Below are 16316 nucleotides of genomic sequence, written 5' to 3'. Positions count from 1 at the left end.
GTCCTCATCGACCCGATGCCGATGAGCGCCCATGACCTGGAGCATCTCAGGTCGCTTGGCGGGGCGGCGCTCATCGTCGTGACCAATTCCGATCACACCCGCGTGGCCCATGAGCTCCAGGGCGTCTTCGGCGCAAAGCTGCTCGGCCCGGTCGCCGAGAAGGGCGTCTTTGCTGCCGACCGCTGGATCGAAGATGGCGAGGAAATCGTCCCCGGACTCAGCGCGCTGGAGATGCAGGGCTCGAAAACGCCGGGCGAGCTGGCGCTGCTGCTTGAAGAGAGCACGCTGATTACCGGCGACCTCATCCGCGGCCACCGCGGCGGCGCGCTCAACCTGCTGCCCGATGAAAAGCTCACCGACAAGGAAGCGGCCATCGAGTCGGTACGCCGCATCCTCGAGCACGACGCCATCGACGCCGTGCTCGTCGGCGATGGCTGGCCCATCTTCTACGACGGCCACGCCAAGCTCGGCGAGCTGGTTGATCAGGGGGGCTGAGGGAGCCCGCTACTCCGGCATTGCCAGGGAAATAATACTGACCTGTGTCATGGCGTAATCTCTTCCGCCGCAGGAGTTCTCACAGACCAGCCAATAGGTGACGTCCTCGACAGGCGTGTCGACTCCGTAGGTATCCTTCCAGATTGGAACGAAGTAGACCTTTTCCGTTGCGGTTACCGCAACGATTTCGCAGGAGGTTTCGTTGTAGGATTCCCAGCCCAGGTAGACGATCTCACCTTGTTCAACGCTTCCACGCGAAGGGTAGAAGTATTCGATTTTCGGTTCGAGGATACACTCGCCCAGTCCGCAACCGCTGGTTGCTGGCAGTGCCAGCGCAAGGACGACCACTGCCAAAACGATCTGGAGACGACGAAGTGCCGGGATTGGTGTTTTCGAAAGGTGATCCATCACCCGGATCATTGCCGAAACACGCGGCTCCATGTGTGCGCGAGGTCACCGGAATTCTGCACTGATCGATCAGTAGAGACGCTTTTCCGCGCTTTTTCTAATACTCTCGGTGCGCGGCGGGATTGCCACTCTCGCTTCTTCCCGACTACAAAGTAAACAGCCGTTCACCTTGGAGGACGCCCGACATGGCCCATCCCATCAAGCCCGCAGCCACTCTGGTACTGCTTCGTCCCGCTTCTTCGGGGGGCGAGGGGACCGAGGTTCTCCTCATGCGCCGCCACGGCAAGAGCGGGTTCATGGGCGGGGTTCACGTCTTTCCCGGCGGCAAGGTGGACGAGCACGACTTCGACGCGGGTTATGCTGAAGTTCTCGCAGACTTCGACTGGGAAGAAGCGCGCTCGCGCTTTCGCGGGAGCGCTGAAGAAGTGCGCGCCCACTACGTGGCGGCGCTGCGCGAGACCTTCGAGGAAGCCGGCTGCCTGCTGGCCTCGCCAAGGTGCGCACCCGGCGAGGTGATTCACCTGGAAAACGACGCCGCCCGCAAGGAGCGGCTGGCCGGGTACCGCGACCACCTCAACGACCGTGAACATCCCGAGACGCTGCTGAGCATTGCGGGCAAGGAAGAGCTGCTGCTGCGGCCGGACCTGCTCGCCTATTTCGACCACTGGATCACGCCCGAAATCGAGAGCAAGCGCTACGACACGCGCTTCTTCGTCGCCGCCGCGCCCGAGGGGCAGGAGCCCACCCACGACGAGCACGAGCTGACCGAGTGGGACTGGTTCCGCCCGGCCGATGCCATCGCCGCCTTCACCCAGGGCAAGATCAAACTCGCGCCGCCCACCTGGGTAACGCTCCAGCGCCTTGCCGCCTATGCCAGCGTCAGCTCCACCATCGCGGGCCTTGGAAAACGCACGGTCGTCACCAACCTGCCGCGCCCCAAACCAAAGGCCACCACCCTGACCATCCTGCTGCCCGGCCACCCCGAATACGGCGAGCAGGTGGGAGAACCCGTCGAGGTCACCCAGGACACCCCGCTCGGTTTCACCATGGAAGGCGGGACGTGGAAGGCGATTGAGTCGGTCTAGCCGCACGTCGATGCAGCATTTCAAAGAAACCTGTCATTCTGGGCGCAGCGAAGAATCGCGTGGAGCCGGCGTGGACGCGATTCTTCAGGGAGCTGCGCTCCCTTCAGAATGACAGCCACTCAGGTATTCAGGTTTATGGAACGATGATCGAATCCATCGGCTGGCTCGGAAACACGCTGCTTGCGGTGTGCGGCGCGCCGCAGGCCTTTCAGAGCCTGCGGCAGGGACACTCGCGCGGAGTCTCGGCCGGATTCCTGTGGCTGTGGCTCTCGGGGGAGCTGTGCGCCGGCGTCTACGCGGCGCTGCACCTGAACTTCGACGCGCCGATTCTCTTCAACATCGGCTGCAACGTGCTCTTCATCTCGGTCATCATGCGCTACCTGTATTGGCCGCGTGCCAATGCCCTGGCGCTTGCAGATGAGATCCCGGATCAGACCGAAACCATCAAATCGCAGACATGACGATGGGTTTGGCCTGCCAAACCTGTGGATAAACCACCGATCACTCGCCCTTGAAGACCGGCTTTCGCTTCTGCATGAACGCGGCGATGGCTTCGTTGAAGTCGTTGCTCATCAGGAAGGCGCTGTTCCACACCGCAACGTATTCAAGGGCGTCGTCGACACTCTTGTACTCGCCGTAGCGCAGGACCTGTTTGACGCCCTGGGTGACGAGCGGGGAGTTCTCCGCGATCTCGCGGGCCATTACCAGGGCGGCAGCGTGCAGGTCCTCGGCGCTCTCGTAGGTGCGATTGACGAGCCCGATCTCGCGGGCGTATTCGCCATCGATGTCCTTGCCCGTGAGCGCGAGCTCGGAGGTGTGACCGCGGCCGATGATGCGGGGCAGGCGCTGGAGCGTGCCCACGTCGGCGACGATGGCGATCTTGGTCTCGCGCACCGAGAATTTTGCGTCTTTGGTGGAGAGCCGGATGTCACAGGCGGTGATCAGGTCGATGCCGCCGCCGATGCACGCGCCGTGTACGGCCACGATGACCGGGGTGTCGGCCTTCTCCGTGGCGCTGATTGAACCCTGCAGCCGGTGGACTTCCTTGTGGAGGCCCCGGCGACGGGCGGCCTCCGATCCGGCGCCGCCGCCCCCCAGGGAGCCGCCCATGCTGACCAGATCCAGGCCCGCGGTAAACGCACGACCGGCAGCCTTGATGACGATGCAGCGGACCTCGGGATCCTCGTCGAGCTCGCGCACCGCCGCGGGAAACTCCTCCCAGAAGTCGGGCCCCATGGCGTTGAGTTTGTCGGGACGGTTGAGGGTCAGGACGCCCACGTGGCCGTCCTTTTCAGTCAGAATCACTTTGTAGTCGCCCATGGCGCTCTCCCCGCAGGCAAGCGGTCACTCCAAAGGGGAAACAAACCCCTCGAAATGCCCCTGAAACCTGCTTTATTTTCGCAAAAAATACCTTGCCTTTCGGCGGGTCGGAGGCCATCCTAGCGGCCCGTTGACTGGGGAGTCAACGTAATCACTACTCCCCGCACGCCATCCACAGCACTTGAGAAACGCCCCTTGGGGGCGGTTCTTTTCGCTGGGGTGAGCACCGCCGCCGCGGCGAGAACGCGGCAATCTCTCTCAGGAGGACGTTGAGTAAAATGGGTGAAATTCGTTATGACGATCGTGTCGCTATTGTAACTGGTGCCGGTGGCGGTTTGGGCCGCGAGCACGCGCTCTTTCTCGCCTCGCGCGGCGCCAAGGTTGTGGTCAACGACCTCGGTGGCTCCTTCAAGGGCGAGGGCGCAGATCAGACGCCGGCCCAGAAGGTCGTCGATGAGATCAAGGCCGCCGGCGGCCAGGCCGTCGCCAACTACGACTCCGTCGCCACCATCGATGGCGGCAAGAACATCGTCCGCACCGCACTCGACGAGTGGGGCCGCGTCGACATCGTCATCAACAACGCCGGCATTCTGCGCGACGTTTCTTTCCACAAGATGAGTGAGGCCGACTGGGACTCGATCTTCGCCGTGCACGTCAAGGGCGCCTTCTGCGTGACGCAGGCCGCCTGGACCCACATGAAGGAAGCCGGTTACGGCCGCGTCGTCGTCACCAGCTCGGGCGCGGGCCTCTGGGGCAACTTCGGTCAGGTCAACTACGGCGGCGCCAAGCTCGCCCTGGTCGGCATGATGAACTCGATGCGCGTCGAAGGCGCCAAGAGCAACATCAAGGTCAACGCCATTGCGCCCATCGCCAAGAGCCGCATGACCGAGACCGTCATGCCGCCTCCGATGCTCGCCAAGTTCGATCCGGCCATCATCGCCAAGATGGTGGGCTACCTCGTCTCCGAAGAGTGTGAGCTTTCGGGCTCCATCATCGAGGGCGGCGGCGGCTTCTTCACCAAGGTCTGGCTTGAGCAGCACCCGGGCACCTTCATCGACCCGGCAGAGCTCACCCCGGAAACCTTCCGTGACAAGGTGCTGCCCGTGATCGACAAGCCCGAGGAAGCCAAGCCGGTCAAGGACCTGCAGGCAGCCACCATGGGCATCATGAAGTACATCAAGTTCTAGGCCGTTGCACAGCGACCGAGAATCCAGAAGGGCCCCGCAAAACGGGGCCCTTTTTCTTGAATATGACACCGGAATGGAACCACGGATGAACACAGATGCACACAGATCGTGGTCTGAGCACTTCCTAAAATCCGTGTTCATCTGTGTACATCTGTGGTTTCAAATTCCTGGCTGTGGCAAAATTCTTTTCCGACGGGGAGGGGTCCATGAAGAATCTCAAGGGAAAGGTCGCGCTGGTAACCGGCGCGGCATCGGGCATCGGGCTGGCCTGTGCGAAGGAACTCGCGCGCGAGGGTGCGATCCTCGTTCTCAATGACGTCAACGGCGAGCGCCTCGAGGATGCCGCGCAGGAGTGCCGCAAGATCGGCGCAACTGCCTACGCCATCCAGGCCGATCTTGCCAGGAAGCCCGACATTGCGCGCCTGGCAAAGCAGGCGCTTGAGCAGGCCGGCCGCGTCGACCTGCTCTACAACAACGCCGGCGTGATGTACCTGGGACCGGTCAAGGAGATGAAGCTCTCCGACTGGGAGTGGATCGTCGACATCAACCTGTGGGGGCCGGTGCGACTCACCCAGGCGCTGCTTCCTCATTTTCTGGAGCGCGGCAGCGGCCACATCGTCACGACTGCCTCGATGGCCGGGCTGGTCGGCGTGCCCGGGCTCACCGCCTATTCACTCACGAAGTTCGCAATGGTGGGCTATTCCGAAGCCCTGCGCGCCGAGATTGCGGGCCAGGGGATCGAGGTCTCGGTCGTGTGCCCGGGCATCGTGGAGACCGGAATCACCGAGATCGGTCACTACGCCAGCAGCGAGGCAGAGAAGACCGCCAAGAAAGGCATGGCGGCGGGCATCGGCTACTCCGCCGGCAAGGCGGCCAAGGACATCGTCCGCGGAATCAAGCGCGGCAAGGGGATCATCACCCTGGCGCCGGGTTCGTCCTCCATGTGGGCGTTGAAGCGCATTTCCCCCGAAGCCATGAGCCGCGTCAACCGCATCCTCTGGCGGCGGGGAAAGCGGGATCTCTCCTGACTCAGGATGAGACAGCGCGGCATTTGCCACGGGTTTCCCGGTTCATCACAATTCAAGTTCCCCGATGAAGCGTACGATTCACATGTTGCTGCTGGCCGTTGCCGCGCTCACCTGCGTGGGCTGCGGCATCCCAAGGGTGCCCAAACGCGGCGCGGAATTTGAGGCAATTCGGCCGGTCCCCAAGGACAAGGCGGTTGTCTATTTCTTCCGGATGAACGGCCTGGCCAGCAAAGCCGTGCAGTTCCGGCTCAACACGATTCCCGTTGCCGCGCTACCCAAGAACACTTCCTACGCCTTTGTTGCCGAGCCCGGCGTCTACCTGGTCAGCCTTGCCCCGACGCAGGGCATGATCGAGAGTCCGGTGCTCCAGAGAATGTATGTCTTTAAGGCCGGCACGGAGTATTTTCTCGAAGCCAATACCTACGGCAGCTACTACTCGCTTCGCGCTCGCTCGCGCGAGGAAGGGCTCATCAAACTCCTTGTCACCAATCGGGTGCTCGGAACGCCGGGGATTCTTCCAAAACTCGATGCCGGTCCGCATCGCTGGCTGAAGGAGGATGAGTAGCCATGCGCGCAAGGCTCATCGCCGTGCTGCTCTTTGCGCTGATCGGTGCTTTGCCGCCGGCAGCAGGACCTGCGCGCGCCGAGGAAGCTGAACAACAACCGGACCCGGCGGCAAGTTCGGAACCCGATGCGCCGCTCCCAGAGCAGGAGTCGCCCACGGAAACGCCCGCGCCTCCGCCCACGCCCCCGGTCTCCGTTCGTCTGCCCGATCTTGTTCTATTCCCGCCGGTGGTGCAGCGCTTCGCCGAGCAGCCCGAGGGCCGGTACCTGCTCGATGAGGACGAGGAGCAGAAAGCCCGCAGCGCCATGGTGGGCGAAGTCGTCGCGAAGGCCCTTGGCGACATGAGCCCCGATGCGCAGGCCAACTACTACCGGCTGATGCAGGCGGGAGCCGACACGCTCTGCCAGCGCAAGGCGCTCTTCAATACCGTGTACGGTTCGGTTCTGAGCGGACTGGCCAAAGAGGACGAAGAACCGGGCGAGGCCTACCAAACCGAGGGAATTACCTGCAAATTCAGCCCGCGCTTTCCCGGACGCCCTGCGTTGCTTGTCCAGTATCAAAACACCAATGAATCCTTCGGTTCATTTGGAACCCTGCTCCAACTCGCGCTGGTCGATGCTTCGGGCGAGAAAGTGCTCGTCGCCGGGGCGAAGGTCGCCGGCCCCGGCGCGCGCCAGTCAACCCTCTCCAAGATGGCTGCGCACATCCTCAAATGCTTCGATACTTATTCAGGCTTGTCGGAAGACGAGATCCGCGCATTGGTCGAGAAACAAAACGTGTACATCTGCAGTCCCGTCGTGCCCTACACACTCGAGTATTAAGAGCCATGCAAAAATCACGCATCATCGCCGCACGAAAACGCTGGAGCCTCCGGCTGCTCATGATGGCAGTGGTGCTGGTCTCGATGGCGCGTCCCGCCACCGCCTGGGCCGATGACACTGAAGACGAAGGCTCCCCCACGCAGCAGCTCTCGCAGACCGCTCCCGAAACCGGCATGCCGACCATTCACAAGGTTGTTCTGGCCTATCCTGAAATCGAGCTCGTTCGCGAGCAGGGCGAACAACTGGTCGGCGCTCCGCGGGACTGGCAGATCAACGCCTGGGTGGAGCTCATCCGCAGCCTGGTGCGCAACATGCCCAGTGGAAGCCGCGCCATTGCGCCGCTGCCCCACGAACTTGGCGATGACTACGAGCTCGCACTCTGCCACCGTGAGGCATTCTTTACCCTTGCAGAAATGATGGGCGATTCCCTCACCTATCGGGAGATCCTCCAGCGCAAGGACGCGCTCAAGTATGTGCTCGACGATGATGAAAAGGTGTGCGCACACCCCAACTACGCCGACGCCGATGCGGTCTTCTACATCCGCCTCTCGGGACTCGAACAGAGCTGGGCCACCCACACCAAGGACTTCGTGGGGGCGCTCTTCACCATTGCCAGTCTCGCGGCGGGGGCGCCCACGCGAATTCCGGGCAAGTCGCCCGAGAACCTCACACTGCGCGTCGCGATGGTCGATCCGGCCACTCACAAGGTGCTGGCCTGGTCGAAGACCAGCAACTCCGGCTCGGCAGAGCAGGAGGTGATCGAAGCCCTTGTGGAGCAGGCAGCCCTGTGCCTGGACAAGAGCGCCGCGGAGCAGAACAGCGACGAAGTCCCCGACCAGCCCGGCCGCCTGAACATGCCAGAGAGCTATGAGAGGGAACCGAGCGTCAGCGTCAAAACAAGCTGCCTCTCGTTTGCGCCCTACAAGTTTACCTACATTCCACCCGAAGAGCGCGAGGCGCCGCCCGAGATACCGCCCCCCGCATCCGCGACAAAGGACGAATCATGAGCATCTTCACCGCACCCAAAAACCTGCAGGAAAAGGTCGCATTGGTCACGGGCGCCGCCTCCGGCATCGGCCGGGCGCTCTCATTGGAGCTGGCACGTTGGGGGGCCCACCTCATCCTGGTGGACCGCAACGAGGTCGGGCTGGCCGAGGTTGCGCGCCTGATACGCCCCATGGGGCGCGAGGTCGCGTGCATCGGCGCCGATCTCTCCACCAAGGAGGGCATCAACCTGGCCGCACGCCGTGCGATCCGGCAAATGGGACAGGTGGACATTCTGGTTAACAACGCCGGGATCATGCCGCTCGGGCCGGTCTCGGCCATGTCGCTGCCTGACTGGGAAAAGGTCCTCGACATCAACGTGTGGGCGCCGGTACGCATGAACAACCTGCTGCTTCCGCACATGATCTCGCGCGGGCACGGTCACATCGTCAACGTCGCATCCATCGCGGGACTGCTGCCGGTGCCGGGCATGACGGCCTACGCGCTCTCGAAGTTCGCGGTTGTCGGCTATACAGAGGCGCTGCGCGCGGAGATTTCCGGCGAGGGGATTGATGTCACCTGTATCTGCCCTGGCTTCACGCGGACGGGACTGGCCCAGACCAAGGGTTACGGCACCGGAGGGATGCAGGAATTTGGCGCGCGGCTGATGGAGATTGTCGGCGCATCGCCCGAGCGCGTGGCGTTGCAAATGGTACGTGCCATTCGATACCGCAAGGGGCTCTCCACGCCGGGCACGGCCGGCACGATTCTGCCCAACCTGATGCGGCTCTCGCCGGCTTTCATGACGGGGGTGATGGGTCGCGTCTACCCGCGGCTGGGAATGAATGCCTAGTAACCGGCAGTGAGGCCGCCGTCGATGGTGAGCGTCGTGCCCGTGATAAAGCTGGCCTGCTTGCTGGCCAGGAACACGATTACGCGCGCGACTTCATCGGGATCGCCAATGCGGCGCAGCGGCGTCTTCTTCACAATCACGCTCTCGAGGGTTTCGTTCATCTTCTCGGCGCCCTGGCGGAGCATGGGCGTATTGATCGCCCCCGGGCACACGGCGTTGCAGCGCACGCCCGAGGCCCCCAGTTCCTTGGCCAATACCTTTGTCAGCCCGATCACCCCGTGCTTGGACGCGCAGTAGGCCCCCAGCAGTTTCTCGCCGCCCAGTCCCTCAATGGAGGCCACGTTGACGATGGCGCCGGCGCTTTTTGTCAGCAGCGGCACCGCCGCCTTGCTGCACAGGAAGGTGCCGTCGAGATTGACGCGCAGGATCTTGCTCCAGAGCGCCTCGTCGTGGGCGGCAATGGGCGCGCCCGCTGCGATGCCCGCGCAGTTGGCAAGCACATCGAGCTTTCCGTATTCACCGGTTAGTGTTTTTACCGCGTGAGCGACCTGCGCGCTCTCGGATACATCACACAGAGCGGTGACCACGCGCTGCCGGCCTTCGAGGATGCGCGCAGCGACTTCTTCGAGGCCCGCTTCGTTGACGTCGGTGGCAAAGACCTGCGCGCCGTTTGCGGCAAAGCGCAGCGCCGTGGCGCGCCCGATGCCCGAGGCCGCGCCGGTGACCCAGACCACCTTGCCGGAGAAATCGAGAAGATTCGTTTCCATGTTCTATCCGTTGGGTTTCATTCCCAGCAGGGAGTATTCGAGATACATTGTCAGATCGAGCCAGTAGTACAGGCAGAAATTCGCGCCAAGCAGCAGCAGCGGAAAGGCCGTCCAGAAGATCGCCTTTCCGCCGGGCCGGTGCTCGGCTCCGGGCAGCACGACCATCCCCACGAACAGGGACACACACACCAGCGCATAGATCATCGCCACGAAGAGTGGTTCATGCCCGATGATGTTGAGCGCGCTGGAGGGATCGGAGTCCGAGACCAGATACCAGGCAATGCCGTAGAGGATTCCGAACAGGGGCAGGAGTTGCAGGGAGCTCGTCCCCCAGGAGCGCACCAGCGCGCCGAACTCCGGCCTGCGCGTGGGCGCCAGATAGATGAGCCCCATGCCGCACACCGCCATCAGGGAAAGCACGCCCAGCAACACCCGGTAGCGCGCCACATAGAGGTGGGCCTTGCGCCGCTGGAGCGGGCTGGGCGGCGGCATCCCGAGGTCCTCGGCCACCGCCGTCGCTGCATCGTAGTAAGTCGTGGAGAGGGCGTACTTGCCTTCGAGGAACTCGAGATCACCCAGCCCCTTGTAGGCGAAGGCCGCCGACTGGGTGCCCGGATAGCTGCGAATGACCTGCAGGAAAAACTTGCGTGAGCGTTCGTAGCGCTTTTGCTTGAAGCTCGTGCGCGCCAGGAAGAACAGAAGCTGGTCGGCGCCCGGATACTCGGGGTTCTTCTCCAGCATGCCAAAGAGGCTGTCCTCGAAGTCGGCGATGTCGACCTTTTCCTTTTCCGCCAGTACGCGCTGGATCTCGGTGTACATCTGCGCCCACTTGCCCTCGAAAGGTGCCAGGTTGGCCAGGCGGATCTGCGCCTTCTTGCTCACGCGGCTCGATGGGTAGCGCTCGAGCACCTGCCGGTACATGGGCGCGGCGGTGTTCACGTCGTACTCGCGCTGGTCATGCAGAAAGGCGCACTGGAACAGGGCGCTCGCAGCCGAGATGCTCTCTGGGAATTCGGTGCCCACGCGCTTGTAGATCTCGCAGGCGGCGCCGATGTCGCCCTCAAGCTCCTTCTTCTGTCCCTCGACGAACAGGCGCTCGCCCTCGTCGAAGAACTCGGCCTTTTCCGTGGCATCCAGCGCCAGGGCCTGCCGCGCGGGCGCGGCGGTCTCGGCCGCCTCCTGCGCGCGGACAACGGGCGCAGCAAGCAGCACCGCCAGAAGGGCCACCAGGCTCACAAAGGCGCGCACTTACTTCACCTCCGGTGCGCCCACTTGCGGGGCCGTGCCAATCTGAAGGATCTCCAGAGTGATCTGCTGCGTAGTGTCGTAGGTGTAGAGCTTGGGCGAGGGAATGGTCATCTGCGCGGTGTAGGAGAGGTCCGCCTTGAGCGGGATGCCCAGTTCGCGGTCAATCCAGATGCTTCCGGTGCGCGTGGAGACCGAAATATCGGGGGCGTCCTCGCCGTAGTGGGGCGGGGCAACCTGGTAGACGTCCGCCGGGCGTCCCTCCCAGCGATCCACGCCGGGTTCGCTGTAGCCGATTGCACGCTTGGCCTCATGCACAAAGCGGCGCAGGGTCTCGTGGGAGAGCAGCTCGATGTGGTTGCTCGTGATTTCGTTGAGCAGTTGCTGGTCATCCTCGGGCGAGTCGGCGCCGATCACCGAGGGGGCCTTGTCGGGCCGCTGCACATAGGGCGTGTTGCCGATGAGCCAGAACTGACTCTTGTAGAGCGGCTTGTTGTAGGAACTCGTCTTGCTGTCGGTATCGATGTCGTAGGCCGCATGCCAGTTCTGCCGGGCGTCCTTGGTGAAGGTGACATTGCCCACAGTGCGGGCGTTTCCCAGTTCGGGCTGATAAGTGAGGAAGACAAAGCTCATCTTCACCGAGAAAGATTCGAATGCGTCGAAGGTCCGGCGGAAGGGGGCGTCCACGGCGGCGAGGACGGCTGAGAGCGGTTCGGGCAACACCTCGGGCTCGATCTCTTCATCGACCGCCTGGCTCAGCCCGCGCGGGGTGAGCGTCACGCCCTGCATCTCGGGCTCTACTTCGCCCTCGGCGTACTGGAGCTCGCCCGGGTGAGCGACATTGGCGTCGTCGGATTCGAGCCAGGTGCGCGCGCGGGCAGCGACTTCTTCCTTGGTCTCGACCTTTGCCGGGGTCATGGGTTTGAGTCCCTCAGGCACCTCCGCCCGCGTCGTTTGATAGAGAAGGTAGAGACTGAGCACGATGGCCAGTCCCAGCCCGGACAGAAGCAGCTTTCTGGTACGCGTCACGCGCGTATCCTGCTGCGTGGTCTTTTCACTCATGGATGATCCGCCAGCGCCAGTTTGAAGTTGTGCAGTACTCCGGATGAGGTACCCCGATCACTGCCGTGAGTGCAAGCGCGCTGATTCCTTTATATGTCGCCTCATCTACGCAAGGCCCGTGCCGGGGGCTCCGGGCGGCCAAAAGTTCGCGGAGCCTCCGTGTGGGCGCGGACTTGCCGGCACGCACCCGAACACGCAGCGGTCAGCGCGCCCGAACATGAGTAAACCCGGTAGACGTATTCGCATAACCAGATGTAATTCCTTCATTTTTTCGAACTTTCTGATCATGCCAGCCCACGAATCGGCGCCAAAATGCGCATTTCGGCACTCTCAGCCCGTTCCGGGCGAGGGCTGCCTGGCCCCGGCGCAGGTAAACCAAGTGTGCATTCCCCCCATCGAGGGCGCCCGCTCGCGCTCCTGAGGGAAGATTTCAGTGATAAAATAGTCATGCAATTTCAATGAGTTACCACTGATCACGCACGAAAAATGCTGCAATGCGCCCTTTGGCACAACCCTTGAGAGAAGGGGCCTCACAACGCACCCAGGTGGGGCTACCACCAAGCGTAAGAAGAAGATTCAGAACCCGGTAGGAGATGAGAAAATGAACAAGCCTTTTGCAAGCCTGCTCGCAATGATCGCAGCAATCCTTTTGGTCCCGTCGCTGGCCATGGCCGGTGGCGACGATCCGCCCCAGATCACCCTGCGCGTCCATCCCGTTGTGATGAACGCCAGCACCAGCTCCATCGACATCATGTGGGAGAACTCCGAAGCCGACCCCGGCAAGATCCGCATCGGCACCCAGAGCAACCTCTCGGGCGCGGCTCTCCTCACCGACTCGCGTGACATCAAGATCCACAAGGTCACGATCAACGGCCTCCAGGCCAACCGCAAGTACTACTACCGCATCGAGCTGGCCAACCAGAGCAGCCCGATCAACTCCTTCACCACCTCGCCGGCCTCGACCAACGAGCCCTTCCGCCTGGTGATGCTCGGCGATACCCGCAAGGGTTACGGCCCTGAAGCCTGGCTCCTTGAAGCCGGTGAAGACGACGACCATCGCGCCGTCCAGCAGGCCGCTCTGAACCGCGCCCCCGACGTCTATCTCAACTCCGGTGACTTCGGCTTCGCCGGTCAGGACGAGGACGACGTCATCAACTTCTTCAAGCAGGAGAAGCAGCTTCTGGGTAACTCGGTGTTCTACCCCGTCTACGGTAACCATGACTTCGCGTGGTTCTTCGGCCTCTCCGACGCCAGCCTCGGTACGGGCAACACCTACTTCGACAGCTACTTCATGGTCCCGGGCAACGGCGCGTTCGACTACTACAGCTTCAACTACTCGAACGTCCACTTCCTGGTCATCAACTCCAACGGCTGCAACAGCGCCGAGACCTGCGCCGACACCTTCGCTCCGGGCACCGCCCAGTACGCCTTCATCCAGAGCGATCTGGCCTCGGCCGCGGGCAACCCGAACGTCGATCACATCGTCGTCTCCCACCACCACCCGGCCGTGGGCGCCGGCGGCGTCGACAGCGAGTTCAACGCCCTCTTCCCGCTCTACACGCAGTATGGTGTGGACACCGTCGTGACCGGCCACGTTCACAACTACGAGCGCGCCACCAAGGACGGCATTACCTACGTCGTCACCGGCGGCGGCGGTTCCCCGCTCTCGGGCACCGACGCGAGCAGCTACACCAACGCCATCGCCAAGGAGCTGAACTTCGTGGTCGGCGACTTCACCAGCGCGGGCGCCAGCTTCACCTCCTACGGCGTAGTCGGCGACGACAACACCGCCACGTGGGTCCTGGACAGCTGGAACGTCCAGTACTAAGCCTTACCGGGTTTATTAAAGGGAACGGCCCGCCACCATGGCGGGCCGTTCTTTTTTTGTGCTTTCGGGGCCGGCAGAGCAGGGGCCTTGGCAAAGGGGCCCGGGGCGGGGTAGCGTCCGCGCCGGAGCGGGCAGGTTCCCGCCTCAGGAGCAAGGCATGAGCAATATATTCAAGGGCACACGCGCACTTGTCACGGGCGCCTCCTCGGGTCTTGGCGAGCAGTTCGCCCGCCAAATCGCCGCAATGGGCGCGGACCTCGTCATCACCGCCCGCAGCACCGACAAGCTCGAGGCGCTGGCCGCCGAGCTGCACTCAAACAACGGCATCGATGTGAAAGTCGTCTCCCAGGACCTGGCCGCAACGGGCGGGGCGCTCGAGCTCTGCAAGAAGGTCGACGCGCTTGGCGTCCCCATCGACCACCTCATCAACAACGCGGGATTTGGAAACAGCTCGCGCTTCCACGAGTGCGACCTCGAGCGCGAGACCCAGATGGTGCGGCTCAACTCCGAGGCCGTCATCGTGCTGGCGCGCCACTTCCTGCCGGGCATGGTGAGCCGCCGCAAGGGCGGGGTGCTCAGCGTGGCCTCGGTGGCCGGCATGCCGCCCACACCCTATCTTTCGACCTACGGCGCGACCAAGGCCTTCGTCGTGAGCTGGACCTCCGGCGTGGCCGAAGAACTGCGCGGCAGCGGCGTTCGCGTGAGCGCGCTCTGCCCGGGCCCGGTCCCCACGGGATTCCAGGAAGCCGCCGGCGTGGGCATCGACGGCGCCGACAAGCTCCTGGTGCTCAGCGCCGAGGAAACCGTCCGCCGGGGCCTCAAAGCCTACGCGCAAAGCAAGGTCATCTTCGTGCCCGGCGCGATGAACAAGATCGGCATGCTGGGCGTGAAATTCACCCCGCGAAACCTGGCCGCGCGCGTCGTCGGCGCCGCCATGAAGGACTCCATCAAGGGAGCCTGAGTTTTTTCAATCCACCCGTACGGGGTGGCCCGTTCGATCCTTCGACAGGCTCAGGACGAACGGGAACAACCGGGTGCCAGTTGCATCCACACCGTTCGTCCTGAGCCTGTCGAAGGACGAAGCCCGGAGGCCCTAATGAGCCAGAAGAAACCCCAGCAGCTCCAGATCAAGCTCCAGCAGGACGGCGAGAGCGCCGAACCGAAGTTCTCCAACATGGCCACGATCGAGCACTCCGACGACACATTCCTGGTCGACTTTCTCTTCGTCCACGCCCGCACGCGCTACGGCAAGCTGCTCTCGCGGGTGGCGCTCACCCCCGCGCACGCCAAGCGCCTCCTGAACGCGCTGCAGGAAAACGTCTCGCGCTACGAGGAAAAACACGGGCCCATCGTCCAGACCCCCGCGCCGGTCTCCCCGAGCGACATGGACGTGAACTGAAGGCAGGGTCCGGGAGACGTCCTGCAGCTTCATGCACACGAAGTCGGCCTCGCCCGTCCGTGTCACTCCCGACTCCGAATCGTGCACGTGCACCTGCACGAGCACGTGCACGCTGAGATGTGCGGATGGCCCATGCTCCTCCGACGGCATTGAGAGCCCCCCAAGGCCCCCCTACGAATTGTGACAAAGTATTGAATTCCCCAGTGGGATTGGATAGATACCCCAGTCCCAACACTTCAGGGGCGGCGTACCCAAGTGGCTAAGGGAGCGGTCTGCAAAATCGTGATCGAGGGTTCGATTCCCTCCGCCGCCTCCACTTTTTACCCCTGCCGGGGACTCTCCAGTTCGGCGCCACGTTTCCTCATGAAGTCCGCCAGTGAGACGACGAGCGACTTAACTTCGTTCGTGAAGTAGATGACCAATTCTTGCACTTCGCGTGGGCCAAGATCGAAAGTCTGGCCAACCTCGAAACGAAGTTCTTTCTCGAGAAATTTCAGCGCGATTGGCGATTCACCGTCAAAGACATGCCCCTCCGACGCCCATAGATTCAGTTCTTTACCATCAGGAAGGACAATAACTTCCTCAAACGCGAACCAACGAAGAATCAAGTGTTTTCCACTATTCAGGTCTTCTTCCCCAACGATCGACCCGCGATGCGTAATGCAGACCCGAGCCAGATTAATCGCCGATAAATACTCTGGTCGTTGCGACTGAACATCGAATTCTTTGGAAAGCCACTTCGATTTATCAGCAATGCTTGTTCGATTCGCGAATTGCCGTTGAGCTTCGACAGCTGCTTTCTGCGTCACGCCACTCTTCACTTGTTCGACGAGCAGAATATTGCGATGCACAGCATCCATGAATAGGGAATGCCGCTCGAATAGTTCTCTTACACAGTTGCGAAGCCCCCACCTTTCAAATTCTGACTTGCAGGTATGAAGCAGGTCACCGGTGAATTTCTCTACTGGAATAATTTCCAGATGGGTAAACGGCGCAAGTTCGATACTGCGAAAATTCGCATCCCGAGCCGCATTGACGACCAAACCAGCAAAAGCAGCGGCTCTACGACAACCGGTAAGCCCTGACTCTCGAAGCTGATCCAGATTCAGCCTAACAACCTGGGCCACAAAGCAATCCCTACGCCACTTCGCTCGACTGGCTCGATCCCTCGCCCCCGAAGAGCGCCTCGATCTGGGTCTCGGTCACCAGCACCTCGCGCGGGCGCACGCCGTCGGAGGGGCCGACGATTCCGTCTTTTTCCATGCGCTC

18 protein-coding genes and 1 tRNA gene are annotated in these 16316 nt (G+C 62.5%); 13 read left to right on the top strand and 6 right to left on the bottom strand.

Annotated features, from left to right (window positions below):
• Positions 1 to 495 (top strand): MBL fold metallo-hydrolase (locus KDH09_09585; GenBank protein MCB0219932.1); only part of this gene is annotated, 495 nt, incomplete at its 5' end.
• Positions 496 to 504: 9 nt separating this feature from the next.
• Here KDH09_09585 and KDH09_09580 read toward each other — a convergent pair.
• Positions 505 to 936, bottom strand: a complete 432-nt coding sequence (locus KDH09_09580) for a hypothetical protein (protein MCB0219931.1) — start codon at positions 934 to 936, stop codon at positions 505 to 507.
• Between the two features lie 152 nt (positions 937 to 1088).
• Here KDH09_09580 and KDH09_09575 point away from each other — a divergent pair, with 152 nt between their 5' ends.
• Entirely contained in the window at positions 1089 to 1988 is a 900-nt protein-coding gene (locus KDH09_09575) for an NUDIX hydrolase (protein MCB0219930.1), read from the top strand.
• A gap of 143 nt (positions 1989 to 2131) precedes the next feature.
• Positions 2132 to 2449: a hypothetical protein gene (locus tag KDH09_09570; GenBank protein MCB0219929.1), complete on the top strand. Its 318-nt coding sequence runs from the start codon at positions 2132 to 2134 to the stop codon at positions 2447 to 2449.
• 40 nt (positions 2450 to 2489) lie between these two features.
• Here the strand turns inward: KDH09_09570 and KDH09_09565 are convergent, their stop codons facing one another.
• Positions 2490 to 3308, bottom strand: a complete 819-nt coding sequence (locus KDH09_09565) for a crotonase/enoyl-CoA hydratase family protein (protein ID MCB0219928.1) — start codon at positions 3306 to 3308, stop codon at positions 2490 to 2492.
• Positions 3309 to 3586: 278 nt separating this feature from the next.
• On the opposite strand from KDH09_09565, the gene KDH09_09560 reads away from it, so the two are divergent.
• From KDH09_09560 to KDH09_09535, 6 genes are all read left to right on the top strand, one after another.
• Positions 3587 to 4495: an SDR family oxidoreductase gene (locus KDH09_09560; GenBank protein MCB0219927.1), complete on the top strand. Its 909-nt coding sequence runs from the start codon at positions 3587 to 3589 to the stop codon at positions 4493 to 4495.
• Between the two features lie 206 nt (positions 4496 to 4701).
• The gene (locus KDH09_09555) at positions 4702 to 5523 is read left to right on the top strand and encodes an SDR family NAD(P)-dependent oxidoreductase (protein ID MCB0219926.1); all 822 of its coding nucleotides are present in this window, start codon (positions 4702 to 4704) and stop codon (positions 5521 to 5523) included.
• Positions 5524 to 5587: 64 nt separating this feature from the next.
• On the top strand, positions 5588 to 6088 hold the full coding sequence (locus KDH09_09550) for a hypothetical protein (protein MCB0219925.1): 501 nt from the start codon (positions 5588 to 5590) through the stop codon (positions 6086 to 6088).
• Positions 6089 to 6090: 2 nt separating this feature from the next.
• A complete protein-coding gene (locus KDH09_09545) occupies positions 6091 to 6909 on the top strand; it encodes a hypothetical protein (protein MCB0219924.1) in 819 nt (272 codons plus the stop codon).
• 5 nt (positions 6910 to 6914) lie between these two features.
• Positions 6915 to 7916, top strand: coding sequence for a hypothetical protein (locus KDH09_09540; GenBank protein ID MCB0219923.1), 1002 nt, complete (start codon positions 6915 to 6917; stop codon positions 7914 to 7916).
• Entirely contained in the window at positions 7913 to 8746 is an 834-nt protein-coding gene (locus KDH09_09535) for an SDR family NAD(P)-dependent oxidoreductase (protein ID MCB0219922.1), read from the top strand. Before KDH09_09540 ends, KDH09_09535 begins: the two co-directional genes overlap by 4 nt.
• Here the strand turns inward: KDH09_09535 and KDH09_09530 are convergent.
• The 3 genes from KDH09_09530 to KDH09_09520 are packed head-to-tail and all read right to left on the bottom strand — an operon-like array spanning position 8743 to position 11820.
• Positions 8743 to 9513, bottom strand: a complete 771-nt coding sequence (locus KDH09_09530) for an SDR family oxidoreductase (protein MCB0219921.1) — start codon at positions 9511 to 9513, stop codon at positions 8743 to 8745. The two genes, KDH09_09535 and KDH09_09530, sit on opposite strands and share 4 nt — an antisense overlap.
• A gap of 3 nt (positions 9514 to 9516) precedes the next feature.
• Positions 9517 to 10761 (bottom strand): tetratricopeptide repeat protein, encoded by a 1245-nt coding sequence (locus tag KDH09_09525; GenBank protein ID MCB0219920.1) that lies wholly within the window; start codon positions 10759 to 10761, stop codon positions 9517 to 9519.
• Complete coding sequence (locus tag KDH09_09520; GenBank protein ID MCB0219919.1) at positions 10762 to 11820, bottom strand: hypothetical protein; 1059 nt, start codon at positions 11818 to 11820, stop codon at positions 10762 to 10764.
• A gap of 601 nt (positions 11821 to 12421) precedes the next feature.
• Here KDH09_09520 and KDH09_09515 point away from each other — a divergent pair.
• The 4 genes from KDH09_09515 (at position 12422) to KDH09_09500 (ending at position 15363) form a co-directional block, all read left to right on the top strand.
• Complete coding sequence (locus tag KDH09_09515; protein ID MCB0219918.1) at positions 12422 to 13648, top strand: metallophosphoesterase family protein; 1227 nt, start codon at positions 12422 to 12424, stop codon at positions 13646 to 13648.
• 157 nt (positions 13649 to 13805) lie between these two features.
• Positions 13806 to 14609 carry an SDR family oxidoreductase gene (locus tag KDH09_09510; GenBank protein MCB0219917.1) on the top strand — a complete coding sequence of 268 codons (804 nt, stop codon included), beginning with the start codon at positions 13806 to 13808 and terminating at the stop codon, positions 14607 to 14609.
• Between the two features lie 135 nt (positions 14610 to 14744).
• Positions 14745 to 15047, top strand: coding sequence for a DUF3467 domain-containing protein (locus KDH09_09505; protein ID MCB0219916.1), 303 nt, complete (start codon positions 14745 to 14747; stop codon positions 15045 to 15047).
• Positions 15048 to 15288: 241 nt separating this feature from the next.
• Positions 15289 to 15363: transfer RNA gene (locus KDH09_09500), tRNA-Cys, on the top strand.
• Positions 15364 to 15367: 4 nt separating this feature from the next.
• Here KDH09_09500 and KDH09_09495 read toward each other — a convergent pair.
• On the bottom strand, positions 15368 to 16174 hold the full coding sequence (locus tag KDH09_09495; GenBank protein ID MCB0219915.1) for a hypothetical protein: 807 nt from the start codon (positions 16172 to 16174) through the stop codon (positions 15368 to 15370).
• Positions 16175 to 16316 lie beyond the last annotated feature (142 nt).

The organism is Chrysiogenia bacterium, from assembly GCA_020434085.1.
Classification (GTDB): domain Bacteria; phylum JAGRBM01; class JAGRBM01; order JAGRBM01; family JAGRBM01; genus JAGRBM01.
The sequence above is the reverse complement of the archived record's forward strand: the minus strand, read 5'-3'. Positions and strand labels throughout refer to the sequence as shown.